Origin of the sequence: Mesorhizobium sp. M0904, assembly GCF_040319475.1 — a bacterium.
GTDB lineage: Bacteria > Pseudomonadota > Alphaproteobacteria > Rhizobiales > Rhizobiaceae > Mesorhizobium.
Genome location: NZ_JAMYOC010000030.1, coordinates 1 through 18,381 on the forward strand (window position 1 = coordinate 1; position 18,381 = coordinate 18,381).

The 18,381-nt window shown below is 63.3% G+C and carries 19 protein-coding genes and 2 pseudogenes; 11 read left to right on the forward strand and 10 right to left on the reverse strand.

The features are described from left to right. The 3 genes and pseudogenes from NKH80_RS26180 to NKH80_RS26190 all read left to right on the forward strand — a co-directional run. Nucleotides 1-236: pseudogene (locus NKH80_RS26180) on the forward strand (molybdate ABC transporter permease subunit); the annotation flags it as partial. Further along, entirely contained in the window at nt 229-1,113 is an 885-nt protein-coding gene (cysW, locus tag NKH80_RS26185) for a sulfate ABC transporter permease subunit CysW (RefSeq protein WP_254819066.1), read from the forward strand. The pseudogene NKH80_RS26180 and the gene cysW, both read left to right, overlap by 8 nt. A 131-nt stretch (nt 1,114-1,244) precedes the next feature. After that, nucleotides 1,245-2,285: a sulfate/molybdate ABC transporter ATP-binding protein gene (locus NKH80_RS26190; protein WP_352505537.1), complete on the forward strand. Its 1,041-nt coding sequence runs from the start codon at nt 1,245-1,247 to the stop codon at nt 2,283-2,285. Between the two features lie 14 nt (nt 2,286-2,299). Here NKH80_RS26190 and NKH80_RS26195 read toward each other — a convergent pair. Continuing rightward, nucleotides 2,300-2,569 (reverse strand): annotated as a pseudogene (locus NKH80_RS26195) (PIN domain-containing protein); the annotation flags it as partial. 180 nt (nt 2,570-2,749) lie between these two features. Between NKH80_RS26195 and NKH80_RS26200 the strand changes: the two are divergent. Next, complete coding sequence (locus NKH80_RS26200) at nt 2,750-3,736, forward strand: sulfate ABC transporter substrate-binding protein (protein WP_352994497.1); 987 nt, start codon at nt 2,750-2,752, stop codon at nt 3,734-3,736. A 247-nt stretch (nt 3,737-3,983) separates the two neighbouring features. Next, nucleotides 3,984-4,433: an RrF2 family transcriptional regulator gene (locus NKH80_RS26205; RefSeq protein WP_006202816.1), complete on the forward strand. Its 450-nt coding sequence runs from the start codon at nt 3,984-3,986 to the stop codon at nt 4,431-4,433. Here NKH80_RS26205 and NKH80_RS26210 read toward each other — a convergent pair. The 7 genes from NKH80_RS26210 to NKH80_RS26240 form a co-directional block, all read right to left on the reverse strand. Beyond that, entirely contained in the window at nt 4,430-4,975 is a 546-nt protein-coding gene (locus NKH80_RS26210) for a gluconokinase (RefSeq protein WP_352705122.1), read from the reverse strand. The two genes, NKH80_RS26205 and NKH80_RS26210, sit on opposite strands and share 4 nt — an antisense overlap. A 5-nt stretch (nt 4,976-4,980) precedes the next feature. Then, nucleotides 4,981-5,967 (reverse strand): ABC transporter permease, encoded by a 987-nt coding sequence (locus tag NKH80_RS26215; protein ID WP_352705124.1) that lies wholly within the window; start codon nt 5,965-5,967, stop codon nt 4,981-4,983. After that, the gene (locus tag NKH80_RS26220) at nt 5,964-6,944 is read right to left on the reverse strand and encodes an ABC transporter permease (RefSeq protein WP_352994502.1); all 981 of its coding nucleotides are present in this window, start codon (nt 6,942-6,944) and stop codon (nt 5,964-5,966) included. Before NKH80_RS26220 ends, NKH80_RS26215 begins: the two co-directional genes overlap by 4 nt. Then, nucleotides 6,941-8,482 (reverse strand): sugar ABC transporter ATP-binding protein, encoded by a 1,542-nt coding sequence (locus NKH80_RS26225; protein ID WP_352994505.1) that lies wholly within the window; start codon nt 8,480-8,482, stop codon nt 6,941-6,943. The genes NKH80_RS26220 and NKH80_RS26225 overlap by 4 nt, the downstream gene beginning before the upstream one ends. Nucleotides 8,483-8,566: 84 nt before the next feature. Then, entirely contained in the window at nt 8,567-9,691 is a 1,125-nt protein-coding gene (locus NKH80_RS26230) for a sugar ABC transporter substrate-binding protein (RefSeq protein ID WP_352740678.1), read from the reverse strand. A 296-nt stretch (nt 9,692-9,987) separates the two neighbouring features. After that, entirely contained in the window at nt 9,988-11,016 is a 1,029-nt protein-coding gene (gntR, locus tag NKH80_RS26235) for an HTH-type transcriptional regulator GntR (RefSeq protein WP_352882435.1), read from the reverse strand. Between the two features lie 171 nt (nt 11,017-11,187). Next, nucleotides 11,188-12,420: an MFS transporter gene (locus tag NKH80_RS26240; protein ID WP_352882438.1), complete on the reverse strand. Its 1,233-nt coding sequence runs from the start codon at nt 12,418-12,420 to the stop codon at nt 11,188-11,190. 174 nt (nt 12,421-12,594) lie between these two features. On the opposite strand from NKH80_RS26240, the gene NKH80_RS26245 reads away from it, so the two are divergent. The 6 genes from NKH80_RS26245 (at nt 12,595) to NKH80_RS26270 (ending at nt 16,350) form a co-directional block, all read left to right on the forward strand. Continuing rightward, nucleotides 12,595-12,882, forward strand: coding sequence for a DUF3175 domain-containing protein (locus tag NKH80_RS26245; protein WP_352473504.1), 288 nt, complete (start codon nt 12,595-12,597; stop codon nt 12,880-12,882). Between the two features lie 119 nt (nt 12,883-13,001). After that, on the forward strand, nt 13,002-13,913 hold the full coding sequence (gene iolE, locus NKH80_RS26250) for a myo-inosose-2 dehydratase (RefSeq protein ID WP_352687511.1): 912 nt from the start codon (nt 13,002-13,004) through the stop codon (nt 13,911-13,913). A gap of 30 nt (nt 13,914-13,943) precedes the next feature. Next, on the forward strand, nt 13,944-14,069 hold the full coding sequence (locus tag NKH80_RS26255; RefSeq protein ID WP_352687509.1) for a hypothetical protein: 126 nt from the start codon (nt 13,944-13,946) through the stop codon (nt 14,067-14,069). 44 nt (nt 14,070-14,113) lie between these two features. Continuing rightward, the gene (locus tag NKH80_RS26260) at nt 14,114-14,320 is read left to right on the forward strand and encodes a LacI family DNA-binding transcriptional regulator (RefSeq protein ID WP_352687507.1); all 207 of its coding nucleotides are present in this window, start codon (nt 14,114-14,116) and stop codon (nt 14,318-14,320) included. Nucleotides 14,321-14,324: 4 nt separating this feature from the next. Continuing rightward, nucleotides 14,325-15,791 carry a rhizopine catabolism transcriptional regulator MocR gene (gene mocR, locus NKH80_RS26265; RefSeq protein WP_352687506.1) on the forward strand — a complete coding sequence of 489 codons (1,467 nt, stop codon included), beginning with the start codon at nt 14,325-14,327 and terminating at the stop codon, nt 15,789-15,791. Between the two features lie 193 nt (nt 15,792-15,984). Beyond that, the gene (locus NKH80_RS26270) at nt 15,985-16,350 is read left to right on the forward strand and encodes a GFA family protein (RefSeq protein ID WP_352705136.1); all 366 of its coding nucleotides are present in this window, start codon (nt 15,985-15,987) and stop codon (nt 16,348-16,350) included. Nucleotides 16,351-16,381: 31 nt separating this feature from the next. On the opposite strand, the gene NKH80_RS26275 is transcribed toward NKH80_RS26270, so the two are convergent. Then, nucleotides 16,382-16,825 (reverse strand): SRPBCC family protein, encoded by a 444-nt coding sequence (locus tag NKH80_RS26275; RefSeq protein WP_352823421.1) that lies wholly within the window; start codon nt 16,823-16,825, stop codon nt 16,382-16,384. A gap of 169 nt (nt 16,826-16,994) precedes the next feature. Continuing rightward, nucleotides 16,995-18,239 carry a DegT/DnrJ/EryC1/StrS family aminotransferase gene (locus NKH80_RS26280; RefSeq protein ID WP_352823418.1) on the reverse strand — a complete coding sequence of 415 codons (1,245 nt, stop codon included), beginning with the start codon at nt 18,237-18,239 and terminating at the stop codon, nt 16,995-16,997. Between the last annotated feature and the right edge of the window lie 142 nt (nt 18,240-18,381).

Below are 18,381 nucleotides of genomic sequence, written 5' to 3' on the forward strand. Positions count from 1 at the left end.
TCACCGGTTTCGCGCTGGCCTTCGCGCGCGGCGTCGGCGAGTACGGTTCCGTCATCTTCATCGCCGGCAATCTGCCCTATAAATCTGAAATCGCACCGCTTCTGATCGTCATCCGGCTGGAGGAATATAATTACGCGGCGGCGACCGCGATCGCGGCGATCATGCTGGCACTGTCCTTCGTCATGCTGCTGGTCATCAACCTGGTGCAGACCTGGAGCCGCAAGCGCTATGGCTGACCCGGAGATCAAATCCTACGCGCCGCACCATGAAAGCCAGTCGCCGGCGGTGACCGAAAGCCGCACGGCGAGAACCGTGCTGATGGCCGTAACGTTTGCGTTCCTTGCCATCTTCCTGCTCTTGCCGCTGATCATCGTCTTCAAGGAAGCTTTCGCCAAGGGCATCGAGGCCTACACACAGGCGCTAGGCGAACCGGATACGCGCTCGGCGATCCGCCTGACGCTTCTGGTCGCGGCGATCTCGGTGCCGCTCAACATCGTCTTCGGCATTTCCGCCGCCTGGGCCATCGCCAAGTTCGAATTCAAGGGCAAGGCGTTCCTGACCACGCTGATCGACCTGCCCTTTTCCGTCTCGCCGGTCATTTCGGGGCTTGTCTACGTGCTCTTGTTCGGCGCGCAAGGCCTGCTCGGCGCCTGGCTCAAGGCGCATGGCATCGTCATCCTGTTTGCGGTGCCGGGCATCGTGCTGGCCACGATCTTCGTCACCTTCCCCTTCGTCGCCCGAGAATTGATCCCGCTGATGCAGGAACAGGGCAATGGCGACGAGGAGGCTGCCCTGTCGCTCGGGGCCAATGGCTGGCAGGCGTTCTGGTACGTGACGTTGCCCAACGTCAAGTGGGGATTGCTCTACGGCGTGTTGCTGTGCAATGCCCGCGCCATGGGTGAGTTCGGCGCGGTTTCGGTGGTGTCCGGCCACATACGCGGGCTGACCAACACCATGCCGCTGCATGTCGAAATCCTTTATAACGAGTACAATGCCGCCGCCGCCTTTGCCGTCGCTTCGCTGCTTGCCGGCCTGGCGCTCGTCACGCTGGTCTTGAAAACACTTCTCGAGATGCGCTACGGCGCCGAGATCGCCGCGACGCGCGGACACTGACAAATGCATGTCGCCCAAAAGTGTGTAGCGGTTTTTGGACAACGACATGCATAAAACAAAGATTTGATGTCGCCCAAAAGTGGGAACCTGTTTTGGGATAACGGCATGCATCAACTACAAAAGGGATTTGCATGGAAGTTCGCGTTGCCAACGTGCGCAAGGAGTTTGAGCGGTTTCCGGCCCTCCGCGACGTTTCGCTCGACATCAAGTCGGGAGAACTGATCGCCCTGCTGGGACCTTCCGGTTCCGGCAAGACGACGCTGCTCAGGCTGATTGCCGGCTTGGAGCGGCCGACCCGCGGAAAGATCTTCTTCGGCGAAGAGGATGCCTCTCAAAAGTCGATTCAGGAGCGCAATGTCGGCTTCGTCTTCCAGCACTACGCGCTGTTTCGCCATATGACGGTCGCCGACAATATCGGCTTCGGACTCAAGGTCCGGCACGGGCCGTCACGCCCGTCGGCGAAGGAAATCCGCCGCCGCGCCTCGGAACTCCTCAACCTCGTTCAGCTTTCCGGTCTGGAAAAACGCTATCCGGCACAGCTTTCGGGCGGCCAGCGCCAGCGCGTGGCGCTGGCCCGCGCCATGGCGATCGAACCGGCCGTGCTCTTGCTCGACGAGCCGTTCGGCGCGCTCGATGCGCAGGTGCGCCGCGAACTGCGCCGCTGGCTGCGCGAGATCCACGACGCCACCGGCCACACCACGGTCTTCGTCACCCATGACCAGGAAGAGGCGCTGGAGCTTGCCGACCGCGTCGTAGTGATGAGCCAGGGCCGCATCGAGCAGGTCGGCACCGCCGACGAAATCTACGACACTCCGAACTCGCCCTTCGTCTACGGCTTCATCGGCGAATCGAGTTCGATTCCGGTCAAGGTCGAGGACGGCCAGGTCTGGATCGCCGACCGGCCGATCGGGCTTTCCGCGCCGCACGCACCGCAAGGCGAAGCGACGCTGTTCTTTCGCCCGCACGACGTCGATCTGGTGGAAGAATGCAACGGCTGCATCGCCGGCACGGTCGCCGCCAGCCGCCGCGTCGCCGGCACCAGGCGGGTCGAGCTCGAAATCGGCGGCGAACGTCAGCGGGTCGAGATCGAATTGCCCGTCGATCATCCGGCGGCGCAGAAAAGTCGAGTGGCTTTTAGGCCGCGGCGCTGGAAGCTTTTTCCGGCTGCTTGATCCTCTATCAGGCGCTACACCAGCCAGTTCTCGACCTTCAGGCCTTTGATCCGGTTGAACTCCCCGGTGTTGGCGGTCACCAGGGTAGTTCCAAGCGCACGGGCGTGGGCAGCAATAAAAAGGTCATTTTGGCCGATGGTCTGGCCCCTGCCTTCCAGTTCTGCGCGAATCGCGCCGTACTCGGCATCCACCGGCACATCGAGCGGCAAGACGGGAATCTCAGCCAGCAATTCCTCGACCTTCTTGTGCAACTTGGCTGATCTTTTCTTGACGCAACGCCGACGGCATCGGCGCCGCTGCCAAGCTGTCCTGAGACTCTGCTTGAAAGAAAAAACTAGAAATCGCCCACAGCGGGAATATTTCTTCTATCGACAACGTGGAGCGGCCGCTCTGCGTGCCTCGTCGCGCACGATGCCTTGCCGCTATGGTCCGGCATTAAGCTCATGGCATTGGAGCCTGTTTTCATGAAGCGATTTTTGCTTGGCGTCGCCACATTGGCCGGCCTGGTCCTCGCATCCTCCCAAGCCTGGTCGGCCGACAGATTGCTGAACGCCTCTTACGATGTCGGCCGCGAACTGTTTGCGCAGGTCAACAAAGCGTTCGTCGCCGGGCACCCCGGTGTGACCATCGATCAGTCGCATGCCGGAACGTCGGCGCAGGCGCGTGCCATCGCCGAAGGCCTCGGCGCCGACGTCGTCACCTTCAACCAGGTCATCGACATCGACTTCCTGGTCAAGAAGGGCCTCATCTCCGCCGACTGGCAGAAGGACTTTCCCGACAACGCCTCGCCTTTCTATTCGCTGCCGTCCTTCCTGGTGCGCGCCGGCAATCCGAAGCACATCAAGGATTGGAACGATCTCGTCCGCGACGACGTCCAGGTGATCTTCCCCAATCCGAAAACCTCCGGCAATGCGCGCTACACCTATCTTGCGGCCACCGCCTACGCCAAGGAAGCCTTCAAGCGCGATGATGCCAAGGTGAAGGAGTTTGTGACAAAGCTGTTCAAGAACGTGCCGGTGTTCGACAGCGGCGGGCGCGCCGCGACCACCACGTTCGTGCAGCGCGAAATCGGCGACGTACTCATCACCTTCGAGTCGGAAACGCGCGGCGTCCGCAAGGAGTATGGCGAGGACAAGTTCGAGCAGGTGACGCCTTCGGTCAGCCTGTTGGCGGAATTTCCGGTGGCGATCGTCGACACCGTTGCAGACGAGCATGGCACGCGCGATCTCGCCAAGACCTATCTCGACTTCCTCTATACGCCGGAGGGCCAGGACATCGCCGCCCGCAACGGCCTGCGGGCCCGGGACGCGGCGGTCGCCGCCAAATACAAGGCTGAGTTTCCCGACGTCCGCCTCCTGACGGTGGAGGACGTCTTCGGCGGCTGGGCCAAGGTCCAGGCCGAGCACTTTGCAGCGGGCGGCCTGCTCGACCAGACTTATGACAGCCGCTGAGGCGATCTTCCAACTTTGACAGAAGCCGGCTTTGCCGGCTTCTTTGCTTTCGCGCCGCGAACGGTGATCTCTGGCACTTTCCGGGCGCATTCCGTCCAAAACGTTACAAAGAATCAACGCGTTTGTGCCTACCGTGAGAACGGACGGCTTGTTTTCGCGAACGGCTTCGCGTGATCAAACCGTCATGATTTGCACACAAACAGCCGCCAGACGCGGGTGGTTGGGGCTTCATGGGTTGACTCGGGGCATGCTTACCAAAAAAGGCAAATACGGCCTCAAGGCCCTCGTGCATCTGTCGGGCCTGCCGGTCGGCCAGCTCGCATTCGTCAACGACATTGCGGTCGCCAATAACATCCCCAAGAAATTCCTGGATGCCATCCTGGGCGAGTTGCGTAACGCCGGCTTCGTCCAGAGCCGCAAGGGCAAGGAAGGCGGTTACCGCCTTGCCCGGCCGGCTTCCGAGATCAAGATCGGCCATGTCGTGCGTGTCCTCGACGGGCCGCTGGCGCCGATCCCCTGCGCCAGTCGCACGCAATACCAGCGCTGCGAGGATTGCGACGAGGCGACCTGCCAGGTTCGGCACATGATGCTGGAGGTCCGGCAGGCGATCGCCGAGGTGCTGGACAACCGCAGCCTCGCGGCCATGCGCGACGCCGACAATGACGATTTCCCAGTCGAACTGACGTCGCAAATCTAGCGCGCGAGCAGGCTCAAGGCAGTCGCGACGGTGTCGGCGACCGGACGCGTGCCATCCAAGGTTATCGCCGCCTCGTCCGCCGCTGGCGCCTCGAGCGTGGTGAACTGGCTGTCGACCAGGCTTGCCGGCATGAAATGACCCTTGCGATTGCCGACGCGCTGTTTTGCCGTTGCCGGGTCGATCTCCAGGTAAACGAAAACGATATCCGGGCAAAAGCCGCGCAGGCGATCACGATAACTGCGCTTCAGCGCCGAGCAGGCGGCGACCACACCTTGCCCGCTTGCGACCGACGCGGCCATCCGCTGGCCGATCGCGTCGAGCCAGCCCTCGCGCAGCGCGTCGGTAAGCGGCTGCCCGCTCGCCATGCGCGCGACGTTTTCGGGCGGATGCAGCCTGTCGCCTTCGATAAAGACGGCGCCCAATGCCGCTGCAAGCGCTTCGCCGACAACCGACTTGCCGCAGCCGGCAACGCCCATCACCACGATGACGGGTATCGTTCGAACAGTGCTCGCCGGCTTATATGCCACGTCTTTACCGGTCATGCAGGTCAGCGGCTTGCCGGCGCGCGGCCATAGAGCAGCAGCATGGCGACGATGACGACGCCGTAGATGATCTGCCGTCCCGCCTCCGGCATCTGCATGACAGAGAGAATGGACTGCAAGAGGGTGATCAGGATTACCCCGGCGACGGTGCCGAGATAGGAGCCGCGCCCGCCGAGGATCGAGGTGCCGCCGAGCACCACCGCGGCGATCGACGGCAGCAGATAGGCATCGCCCATCGACTGTGCCGCCTTGGAGGCATAGCCGGCCAACAGCACGCCGCCGAAGGCGGAGAGCCCGCCCGAAACCGCAAAGGCGATCATCACCACGCGCCTTGTATCGATGCCGGAAAGATAGGCGGCACGCTCGCGATTGCCGATGCCGTAAACGGTGCGGCCGAAGCCGGTGCGGCTCAGCACGAACACCATTGCGGCGCCGATCAGCGCCCATATGAGAACTGCGTTAGGCACGGCAGGAACGGCAAAGCCGGTCGCCAGATAGCGCATCGCACCGGTCGCCGAATCCTGCGGCGAGAAACCGCCCGTGTAGACCACCATCAGCCCCTGCGCGACGGCGTTGGTGGCAAGCGTGATGATCATCGAGGGAATGCGCAGATAGGCGACGCCGATGCCGTTGACGATGCCGATCAGAACACCGCAGAAGATGCCGAACGGAATGGCAAGCGCCACGCCGACGGTACCGTATGCGGCCGCGGCGCAGGCCATCATGGCGCCGGCCGCCACCGACCAGGGCACCGACAGGTCGATCTGGCCGAGCAGGATGACCAGCATCATGCCGGTCGCGATGACGCCGAGAAACGACGCCACCTTGAGCTGCTGCAAAAGGTATTCAGGCGACAGGAAGCTGCGCGAATAGAGGCTGCCGAGGAACAGCAGCAGCACGATACAGGCGAACGCCGTCAGCACCGCCGGGTCGGCGCGGCGGAGGAATTTCGGCATGCGGCCGGCGAGACCACTCACAGTCGTTTCGCTCACAGGAACCACTCCAGCCGGTTGCGGACCCGAAACAGGGCGAACGCGCCGAGGCTGACCGCGATCAGCAGAATGACGCCCTGGAACAGGGGCTGCCAGAGCGGATCGAAATCGAAGACGAACAGCAGGTCGCCGATGGTGCGGAAGGCAAGCGCGCCGAAGATCGCGCCGATGGCGCTGCCCTTGCCGCCGAACAGCGACACGCCGCCAAGCACGACCGCGGCAATCGAAAACAGCGTATAGGCGTTGCCGCTGGCATAGGCCGCATCACCGGTATAGGTGAAGAACGTCAGGAACAGCCCGCCGATCGCGGCAAGCAGACCGGCAAGCGCATAGGCGGCGAACTTTCCACGCCGGATCGGCACGCCGGACATGTAGGCCGCCATCTCCGAGGAGCCGGCCGCATAAGCGGCGCGGCCGAGCACCGACTGGCTGAACGGCACCCAGACAACGAGCACGACCGCCAGCAGCGTCACCAGGCTCGCCGGCACAATACCAAACAGGCGCCCGGTCAGTGCATCGGCGAGCCCTTCATTGACCGAGCCGCCCGGAAACGGCCGAAGCAGCAGGGCGATGCCGAAATAGACCGCACCGGTGGCAATGGTGGCGACGATCGGCTGCAGGCGTCCATAGATGACGATGGCGCCGTTGATTGCCCCGCACAGCAGCCCGGTGCCGAGCACGGCGATGACGCCGAAGGCGGTCTCGAGGCCGGTGCCGACGACCAGCCACGAGGCCAGGCAATTGGTCAGGGTGAAGATCATGCCGACGGAGAGGTCGATGCCGGCGGTGATCACCACCAGCGTCTGCGCCATCGCAACGAAGGCGAGCAGCACGCCCTTGTTCGACGCCGTCTGCACGACATTGGCGGTGAAGCCCGCCGGATGGTTCGAGGTGTAAATGATGAACATGACAACGAAGATGCCGAACGCCAGCAGCGTTCCGCGCTGTTCGGCGAGCCAATAGCGCCAATCCTTCACGCGTTCGCTCCTTGCCTTGGCATCTCTTCGTGAATGTTGAGCGCGCTGGCAATCAGCGCCCTCTCGGTGACTTCGGCGCCGACCAGTTCGCGCTTGACCGCGCCGTCATAGAGCACCAACACTCGGTCGCAGCAGCCGATCAGCTCGTCATAGTCGGTCGAATAGAACAGGATCGCCGCACCCTGATCGGCAAGCTTGCGCATCAACTGGTACAGCTCCTGCTTGGTGCCGACATCGATGCCGCGCGTCGGGTCGTTGAGCAGGATGATGCGCGGCTGCCGCATCAGCCATTTGGCGATGACGACCTTCTGCTGGTTGCCGCCGGATAGCGCGCCGACCGGAATATCGAGGCCGGCCGTCTTGATCGCCAGGAGACCGACCATGTCGTCGATCAGCCGCTGCTCGGCGGCGCGATCGATGATGCCGGCCCTGGACAGCCGGTCGAGGGCGGCGAAGGAGAGATTTTCGCGCACCGTCATCGGCAGCATCAACCCTTCCGTCTTGCGATCCTCCGGGATCAGCGCCATGCCGATCCGGTCGTCACGCGCCGCGGCCGGACTGGCGATCGCCACCGGCCTGCCGTCGATCAGGATCTGGCCCGACAGGCCACGCAGCACACCGAAGAAGGCGAGCAGCAATTCGCGCTGGCCCTGGCCGTCGAGGCCGCCGAGCCCGACCACCTCGCCCGCCCCGACCGATAGCGAGACATCGTGCAGCCGATCCGTCCAGGACAGGCTGCGCGCCTCTAGAACCGGCGTGGCTGCGGCAGCCGCCCGCACGGGTTTGGGCGGAAAGATGTGGCTGTATTCGCGCCCGATCATCAGTTCGACGACCTCGTTGTCGCTCTTGGTGCCGGCCGCGTAGCTGGCGACATTGCGGCCATTGCGGAACACCGTGCACTGGTCGGCCAGCTCGGCGATCTCGTTCATACGGTGCGAGATGTAGAGCAGCGCCAGCCCTTCCGAACGCAGCCGCTTCAACACGGCGAAAACCCTGGCGACGTCGGCCGCGGTCAGCGCCGAGGTCGCCTCGTCGAGGATCAGGATGCGCGGCTTGCGCGCCAGTGCCTTGGCGATCTCGACCATCTGCCTTCTTGAAAGAGGAAGATCCTTGACCAGCGCCAGCGGATGGATATCGGACGCGCCGGCGCGAGCCAGGGCTTCTTCGGCAACGCGGCGCTGCGCCTTACGGTCGATCATGCCGAAACGCTTCGGCGGATCGGAAATGACGATGTTGTCGGCGACGCTGAGTTCGGGGACGAGCGACAGTTCCTGGAAGATGCAGACGATGCCGGCCTGGTTGGCAGCGGCCGGCGAAGCGAAGCTCACTTCGTTCCCGTCCAGCATCATGCGGCCCTCGTCGGGCGCGACGACCCCCGCCATGACCTTGATCAGCGTCGATTTGCCGGCGCCGTTCTCGCCGAGGATGGCGTGGATGCTGCCTGGAGTGACCGACAGTTCGGCCTTCTCCAGCGCGCGCACGCCGCCATAGCGCTTGGATATGCCTTCCATGCGGAAGAGCGGAACCGCACCGTCCATCGGCCCTCCCCAGGCGCTTGGCAATCAGGATGTCGAGTGCCGGGGGGGGCGGGGCGAGCTCCGCGGCCCCCGGGCTCTCGGAGTTTACTGGTTTTCCTTGCTCTGGCCCATGATTTCCTGCGCCGTGAAATTGATGCCGCAGGTCGGGAAGGAATTGCCGACGAAGAAATTGTCGGACTGGTCGGGGAAGTAGTCCTGGCCTTCCTTGAAGTTCGGATCCTCGACGATCGCCAGCGGCAGCTTGATCGCTTGCGGCACGACCTGCCCTTCAAGTGCTGCAATCGCCGTCTTGATGGCAACCGCCACCTGAGCCGGGCCGGTGCCGGCCGACGAGCATTTCAGGCCATCAGCGGCGAACTTGGCGCAGAATTTGCGGAAGCCGTTCTCCGTCTCGCCGCCGAACGGCACGAACGGATGCTTGGCATCGATCATCGCCTGCACGATGCCGGTATCGCCGCCCTGTCCGGTAATGCCGTCGAAGGGGCCGTTGGTGGCAATGGCATCGGCCGTAGCCTTTTGCGCAACGCCGTCATCCCACTTGCCGACGACCTCGGTGACATCCCATTTCTTGCCGGAGGCGTCGAGAACCTCGTGGATGCCGTTATGGCGGTCGGTATCGACGGATGTGCCGGCTACGCCACGCACTTCCAGCACCTTGCCGCCGTTCGGCACGTGCTTGACCAGCCAATTGCCCCACAATTCGCCAAGGCCCTTCTGGTCCACATTGACGTTGATGGCATCCTTGGTGTCGAGGATGTTGTCGAAAGCGACCAGCACCACGCCGGCTTCCTTGGCCCGCTTGATGACAGGGCCGAATGCGGTCGGGTTCTGGGCGTTGACGACGATCGCATCATAGCCGGAATCGATGAAATTATTGATTGCCGAAATCTGGGCCGGCACGTCTTCGCCGGTCGAGACCACCTTGAATTCCTTGAGCTTGGCCGCGACCTCCGGCTGCGCTGCATAGGCTTTTGCCGTCTGCACCATCTGGATGCGCCACGTGTTGGCGATATAGCCGTTGGCCAGAGCGATGCGGTACGGGCCGTCTTTCTTGGGGAACTTGAAGAACTGCGTATCGGCCGACCAGGGCGCGAAGCAGTCAGGCTCGGCCGATGGCCCCTTGACGATTTCAGGCTCGGCGATCGCCGACGAGCTCAGCATGACAAAAGCAGTGGCGGCAACGATACCGCCAACGAGTGACTTGATCATCGATATTCCTCCCATTTGCAGTTTTGTTTGTTCTTACGTCGATGAAATTGCGCTTTTCCGGTCCGGCACCTCCCGCCGTATCCGCTGTGCGTTCAGGTGGCCGAATGCCGACCCGATCCCCTCCTTTGTTGCCCGGCTAGTCCCGCAAAAACTATCATATTATACATAATAAACAAGCATGAGCTGTCGCTTATGTATAATAAACAGCCTCCCATCTTCTGAGCGATGTACCAACCGGCGGTAACTGGTAGCGCTACCATGACGTAGTGTAAAGCGCCATTGCGTTGAAGCTCGGTTCAGCGCGCCGTGCTCTCACGTCGCTTGAGTTCGAAGCCGAGATCGACAACGCGCGACTCCGGCCTGTTGCCCTCGATCGCCGCAAGCGCCATGGCGACAGCCCGCCGGCCGATCTCGTAACGATAGGTCCGAACGCTGGTGACCGACGGAAACGCCACTTCCATCATGTCGAGATCGTTGAAGCCGACGATGCCGATCGTCTTCGGCACGGCGATCGAAGCCCGATGGCATTCGAACAGCACCCCGAGGGCTATGTCGTCATTGTTGCAGAACACGCCGTCGAGGCTCGGCACCTTGGCCAGCGCGTCGCGGAACAATTCTCGGCCGACGGTGACGCTGGAGGGCACCGGCGTGGTGGTGGTTAGCCGCGCATCGAACAGGCCGGCCGCCTCCATCGCCGCGCGATAGCCGGCCAAGCGCCGCTGCGAACGCGGATCCATGCGCGCCCCGATGAAGCCAATCCGCCGATAGCCTGCCTCGATCAGATGTTCGGCTGCCGCCTTGCCGCCCTCGAAATGTGAGAAACCGACCATCATGTCGACCGGATCGGGCCCGGTCTCCATCACCTGCACCACCGGACAGCCTGCCGTTTCCAGCAATTTTCGCGATGCCGGCGTCTGGTCGATGCCGGCCACGATCAGCGCCGCCGGGCGTTGCGGGCCAAACACCTGCAGCAGCCGCTCTTCCTCGAGGCCGGAATAGTGAGTGTTGCCAAGCTGGATCCGGAAAGGGCCGTCCGACAGGCTGTCGTAGATGCCGCGAACCACTTCGGCAAAGACGTTGTTGGTAAGCGACGGCACCAGAACGCCAAAGACCTCGGCGCGCGCCGAAGCCAGCGCCCGCGCATTCGGGTCGGGCACATAGCCGAGCTCATTCACGGCGGACTCGATCTGGCGGCGCAGATCTTCCGAGACACGCCCCGGCTCACGCAAGGCGCGCGATACGGTAATGGCGCCGACCCCGGCCTTGCGCGCGACGTCGGCGATGGTCGGGCGGCCGCCGCCGCGGCGCGAGCGCGGCTTGATCACCGCATTGGTCCCGAGGCCGGGCAACCGCCCAGATGCGACCGTGAGACGATGTTCAGCGTCTTTGCCACTGCTGCCTGCCAACCTGGCCCGTTGCCACACCTGTCTGGCGTCGCGCAGCCTTCGGCTATTGTCAAGCGACGGACGGAGAGGCTGTACCCGTACCGCTGTGCTTCAGGCCGTCACAGCAGCGCTGCGCCGGGCCTTCCACAGCAGCAGCGCCATGGCCAAAATGTTCAGCAGGTTCCAGGCAATGCCGTTGAGGAACGCGGCGGCATAGGAACCGGTCAAATCGTAGATCCAGCCCGACATCCAGCCGCCGATCGCCATGCCGAAAATGGTCGCCATCATGACGATGCCGACGCGCTGGCCAGCCTCTTTGGCTGGCATATATTCGCGCACGATGATCGCATAACAGGGCACGATGCCGCCCTGCGACAGGCCGAAGACCAGCGAGACGACATAGAGCGAGGCAAGCCCGTCGAACGGGATATAGAACAACAGCGACAGGCATTGCAGCACCGAGCCGATCAGCAGGGTTTTCACGCCACCGATGCGATCGGCAAGGAAGCCCGAGCCTAGCCGGCTGACGACGCCCGCCGCCAGCATGATCGACAGCATATCGGCGCCATGTGCCACGCCGTAGCCGAGGTCCATGCAATAGGCGACGATATGGACTTGCGGCATCGACATCGCCACGCAGCAGCCGAGCCCGGCGACGATGAGCAATGCCTGCAAGGCCGCCGGCGACAGTGAGATCGGCTGCACCACGCGGCTCCCCGGCGATCCCGGAGCCGCCTGGGGCGGTGCGCCGCGCCGGAGCAGCAGGATCAGCGGCACCATGGTAACCAGGCAGACGGCGCCGATCGCGGCATAGGTGAAGCGCCAGCCTTGCGCCTGCATGACATAGGGCATCGCCGTCGGCCAGATCGCTCCGGCGAGATAGTTGCCGGACGCGGCAGCAGTCACCGCAACGCCGCGGCGCCGGTTGAACCAGTGCGAGATGTCGGCAATCAGCGGCCCGAAGATTGCCGACGAGCCGACGCCGATCAACACGCCCTGGACGAGGGTGAACTGCAGGATCGAACTGGTCAGCGACGCCAGCAGGAAACCGGCGCCAAGTGTAATCGCGGCAATCAGCGCCGGCACCCAATACCCCATGCGGTCGATGGCGCGGCCGACCAGCACATTGCCGGCGGCAAAGCCTACCATCGTCGCCGTGTAGGGCATCGAGGCAGCGGCGCGACCGACGCCGAATTCTGCCTGCACGGCGGGCAGCACCACGACCACAGCCCACATGCCGACCCCGCCGATCGTTGCCAGCAGCATCGAGATGCCCAGCCGTATCCAGGCATAGGCACTGTCGATGCCGGAACTTTCTGCCTGGCTTGAGACGATTGGGGTCAAGAGCGTTTCCTGTCCGCAGTTCTTGAATCGGCGGTTCAGACCACTATCGGCGCATTCGCGTCGCCGAGCAGCGCCACGACAGGCAAATCCGTGGCTCCAGGGATTCGGGCCGAAGTGGAACAGGGGTGCGCCATAAGGCGTTTTCCCGGCAACGACCTAGTGAAGGAGTTTGCCATGACCGCGCAACGGAAATGGTCCGCCGACGTCACCGGGCATAGCGACGCGCTGGACCTCGAGGAACACATCTTCGAATCCCACGATCCCAAGAAGATCGCCGCCTCGTTGAAGCGCTCGGCCGAGCACAGCGACCGGCGCAAGGCAGGGCCGTTTCAATCCGCCATGTCGATGCTGAATTTCTACATCAACCGCGCCGGCAAGAACCTGCCGGCGGCGCAGAAGAAAGTGCTGGAGGACGCAAAGGACGAACTGCGCGCCCTTTTTGGCCGCCCAAAGGAAGACTAGAATCGGTCACCATTAATTGGTTCTGCCAGATTCGGCTGAACTGGACCTAGTGACAGGGCCTCTTTGTCGCCAGTTTGCAGGCTCGGCTTGTATTCCCAAGCCCGCAAAAGCCTGGCGTCATGACGGTCAAGATCGGCATCAATCCCATCACCTGGAGCAATGACGACGTTCCGGCGCTTGGCGGGGATACGTCCTTGGACACCTGCCTGTCGGAAACCGCGCTGGCCGGCTACCGCGGCACCGAACTCGGCGGCAAATTTCCGCGCCAGGCCGAAGTGCTTGGGCCGCTCCTGTCTTCCTATGGCCTGGAACTCGTCTCCGGCTGGTATGATGGCCGCATTCTCGACCGCACGGTCGACGAGGAATTCGCGGCGATCACCCCACATCTTCAGCTGTTGCGCGACCTTGGCGCCAGGATCGTCGTCTACGCCGACACCTCGCGCGGTCGCCATGACGGCATTTTCGCACCGATCTCCGAGCGTCCGCGCCTCGCCGACGGCGACTGGCCGTCCTATGGCGAGAAACTGACCGCCCTCGGCGACCGCATGGCCGCATTCGGGGTCGGCATGGCCTTCCACCACCACATGGGCACCATCGTCGAGACGGACGATGAAGTCGACAGGCTGATGGCGGCGACGGGCCGAAGCGTCGGCCTGTTGTTCGATACCGGCCACTGCCTGTTTTCGGGCGGCGACCCGCAATCGCTGCTGCAACGGCATCTCGACCGTATCGTGCATTTCCATTGCAAGGACGTTCGCAGGGCGGTGCTGGAACGGGCACGCCGCGAGGACATGAGCTTCATGGCGGCGGTAATGGACGGCATTTTTACCGTGCCCGGCGACGGCTCGGTCGATTTCCTGTCATTGCTGAAACCCCTCGCCGCGCGCGGCTATGAAGGCTGGCTCGTTGTCGAAGCCGAGCAGGATCCGGCCAAGGCGCATCCGCTGACCTATGCCAGCAAAGGCCATTTCTCGCTGCTCGCCACCGCCCGCGAGGCCGGCTTCGAAGTGGCGACGCGGCAGGTAAACTGACCGGCCCGCATTGCGAGCCGGAGGAACATAATGGGCGCGCGCCTCGATGGGGTTAGCGACGCGAAAGCGCCCGGCGATCCGCGCCGCCTTGCTCCCTACGCGGTGCGGATCGCAGAAACCCGGCTCTGGATTTCAAGCCACGACTTTCAAGCTTGAGGCCGGCCGGAAGCCGTGCCTTGATGCAACCGAGGAGGAGCGACATGGCTTTCGAAGCTGCGCTTGGCATAGAACGGCTTTGCACCATCCGCGAGATTGCCGAGAAGGCGGAACTTGGCGCCGCCACCGTGCATCGCGCGCTGAAGAACAGCCGCGAGATCCGTCCCGAAACCAGGCGGCTGGTGCTCGACACCGTCTGCCGGCTCAACGAGGAAAAGATCGCCCGCGCCGCCCGGTTCGTCGGGGGATAGTGCCTTGCCCGACCACATGCGCCTCTCCCTCGACATCATGTCGGTCGACCGCGCCTCGGAAGAACCGATGCATCGGCAGATCTACGGCGCCTTGCGACGCTTCATCCTTGACGGCCAGATCCCGCAGAACACTCTGCTGCCGTCGACGCGCTCGCTGGCCGAAGATCTGAAGGTCGGGCGCAACACCGTCATCGCCGCCTATGACCAGCTCCTTGCCGAAGGTTTTATCGAGGCGCGTGCCGGATCGGGCACCTGGGTGGCGCCGATCCAGCAGAACCGCCCAATGGCTTCCCTGCGCGCCGGACTGGCGGTGCCGCAAAAGCTGTCGCGGCGTGGCCAGACCATCGTCAACGGCCCGCAACCGCCACGCAATGCCGGTGTCATCAATTTCCATCCCGGCGTGCCTGAAACGGCATCGTTTCCGTTCACCATCTGGTCAAGCCTTCTGGTGCGCAATGCACGCAGCCGCGACGATAGTCTGCTTGGTTATCTCTCCTTTGCCGGTCACCCCGGCCTGCGCCAGGCCATTGCCTCGACCATCGGCCTGTCGCGCGGCATCAGTTGCACCGCCGACCAGGTGATCATCGTCACCGGTGCGCAGGCAGCGCTCGATCTGGTCTCGCGCGTGCTGATGGACGAAGGCGACCATGTCTGGATGGAAGAGCCCGGCTATCTCGGCGCCAAAAGCGCCTTTCTCGCCAGCGGCGCCAAGCTGGCACCGTTGAAGGTCGACCGGCGCGGCTGGCATCTTGCTGATCCGGAGCTGCCGCCGCCGCGGCTAATCTATGTGACGCCATCCTGCCAATGGCCGTTCGGCACCATCATGCGCATCGAGGAGCGGCTGCAACTGCTCGACATCGCCGAACGCAACGGCGCCTGGATCGTCGAGGATGACTATGACGGCGAATACCGGTTCCGCGGCCGGCCGGTGCCGGCGCTGCGCGGGCTCGACCATGCCGACCGCGTCGTCTATATCGGCAGCTTCGGCAAGACGCTGATTCCGGCGCTGCGCATCGGCTATCTGATCGTGCCGCGCGAATTGTCGGTTCCGTTCGACCGGGCGGTGAGCATCACCGGCCAGTTCGCGCCGCTGATCCTGCAGGCAACGGTCAACGACTTCATCAGGCAGGGCTATTTCGCCACGCACCTCAAGCGCATGCGCCGGCTCTATGCGCGCCGGCAGGTGAACTTCGTCAAGCTGTGCCAGGAGCATCTGGCCGAATGGCTGACCGTCACGGAAAACGATTCCGGCATGCAGCTGCTGGCGAGCTTCGTCAAGCCCTATAAGGACAGCGACGTGGTCGCCGCCGCCGTCAAGGAGGGGCTCGATGTCCAGGGCATCTCGATCAACTATCATTCCACTGAACCCGAGCACGGGCTGCTGCTCGGCTATGCGGCGATGGACGAACGCCAGATCCTGCGCGCCGTGCTGGCGCTGCGCGCCGCGTTCCTAAGATTGGATAGAAGCTAGAGCCGGCTCTCCATCTCGTTCACCGCGGGGTTGAATCGGTCGTCCGCAGTGATTAGGAATATGGGACGCCGGTCCTTGTTTTTCGGCGTCCGCGCAAAGCGCGCTTCCCAAGGCCGAACCTCCCCGAAAACCAGAAGCATGCCCACCGCCGGTATAGGCGGGCAACGCATTCATCTGAACCATGAGGATTGCCATGAGAACCGCATCCTGTGCCTGCGGGCAACTGAGGATCTCCTGTAACGGAGAGCCACAGCTGGTCGCACAGTGCCACTGCCTCGACTGCCAGAAACGGACCGGCAGCACATACGGCGTCGCCGCCTTCTTTGCGCGCGACAAGGTAGAAGCCGGAGGCGACGCCAGGACCTACAGGCGGTCAGCTGGGAGCGGCCACCACGTCACTTTCCATTTCTGCCCGGGCTGCGGCTCGAGCGTCTTCTGGGAGCCCGAGCGAAAGCCTGAATGGATCGCCGTCGCGGTCGGCTGCTTCGCCGATCCCGCCTTTCCGGCCCCGGCACATGTTGGGTGGGAAGAACGGCGTCATCCCTGGGTTTCCGGTTAGCGACGCCGACCCGCCAGGGCAGCGCTTTATCTTACTGGTTGATCTCGGGTTCAACGAGCTTCGCCAGATTTCGCAGCGACTCCTGCCAGCCGAGATAGCAGGCCTCAACCGGGATGGCGTCTGGAATACCTGCCTGCGTGATATTCACTTCGGTGCCGACCGACACTTTCTTCAATGTCACGGTCACCTCGATCTCGCCGGCCAGGTTGGGGTCGTCGAACCGGTCGGTGTAGCGCAGTTGCTCATTGGGCACGAGCTCGACATATTCGCCGCCGAACGAGTGGCTGTCGCCGGTGGTGAAGTTGCGGAACGACATTTTGAACGTACCGCGGACTTTCGCCTCGAAGTGATGAACCGTGCAGGTGAAGCCGTTCGGCGGAAGCCATTTCGCAAGTGCATCCGCTTCGAGGAACGCGCGGTAGACTTTCTCCGGGCTGGTTGTCAGAACGCGGTGCAGCCGTACGGTGCCGGGCATATCGTTAATCCTCCGTGTTGGTGATCGATGCCCCCTAGGACGAGCGGAGCCCGGCCTATCCGACACGGGCCTGCGGATTTTTTGGCGGCTGGTTATGCCGGCCGGAATCCTCGGCCGGCCACCGGACAAGGAACTCGACCGCAGGGGAGCAAACCGCGCCGGAACTGGTCTAGTTCACACTGTCGAACTTCTGCAGGTCAACCGGTGCCGCCTTGCGCAATTCGATATCATCGAGCGAAGCATTCTCCAGCGCCACCCGCGCCGCCGCGTCGATGTTGTGGATCATGTCCTGAATGTCGGTATCGCTGTGCGCCGGGTTCATGGCGACCATCACGGTGCGGTTGAGGATGTCGAGCGAGCGCTTGCCGAGGTCGTCGGAATAATCCAGCCGCAGGCCTTGGTTCTCGGGCAGTGCGTAAGGATTGAGCGCCGGATGATGCGCGCCTTCATGCATCAGCACCTGGTCCCACTGAGTAAAATTGTGACGGCCGGTCTTGCCGGCGATGACGCTCGGAATGGTTTTCGAAAAAGTCTGCGCCGCCTGCTCGCTCGGCAGCAGGTACATCACCTGTGCGGCACAATCGTCGTCCGCGCTGTTCATCGGCGACGTCGTCAGCCCAAGATTGCTAAGGTGGCGGGTACCGGCCAGCACCGTCTTCTTCTCGGCTCGCATCGCCTCGATGATGCCGTCCAGCCGGTCGAGTTGGACGTTGAGCATCGCCCCCATCAGTTCGGAAGCACGCGCGCCGATGCCGGCGAAGGGTTTGATGCTGTCGCTTCTGCCCTGCCAGTAGAAATGGCAAGGGTCGATTGCGCAGCGCGCCCGTTCCGCCACTTTCGGGTCGCTGGTGGCGATGCCGCCGCCCTCGCCCGAGGTCATGTTCTTGAAGTAGTTGAAGGAATAGGCGCCGGCATGGCCGATCGAGCCGAGCTTGCGGCCCTCATAGCCGCCGCCGATGCCTTGGCAGACATCCTCCAGCACCAGCAGACCGCGCTTGGCAGCAATGTCCATGATCGCATTCATGTTGCAGGCCGCGCCCCACATATGCACCGGGATGACCGCCCTGGTGCGCGGCCCGATGGCGTCCCGCAGGGCGATGGGATCGATGGTCAGGCTCTCGTCGATGTCGACGATGACTGGAATGGCGCCGACCGAAAGCACCGCGGTCGCCGTCGCCATATAGGTGTGCGCCGGCACCAGCACTTCGTCCCCCGGGCCGATGCCTAGGCCGATCAGGCCGGCCGCGAGCCCATAGGTGCCGCTGGCGGCCAGCGCGAAATGCTCGACGCCAAGATGCTGCGCATAGCGGGCCTCGAAACGGTCGCATTCGCTGTCCCTGCCGTAACGAAACAGCGCGCCCGAGCGGATCACCCTGGCAATGGCTTCGATTTCCTCTTCGCCGGCGGTGTACATGACAGGCCTCCAGTCACTTGATAGTGTGGGTCACTTGATAATGTGGTCGCTTGATGGTGTGGACAGCTGTAGGCTTGTCGGCACGGTTTGAAAGAACCACTCCGCCGCTATTCGACCAAGCCATCTGCGCCCGGAAGACGGT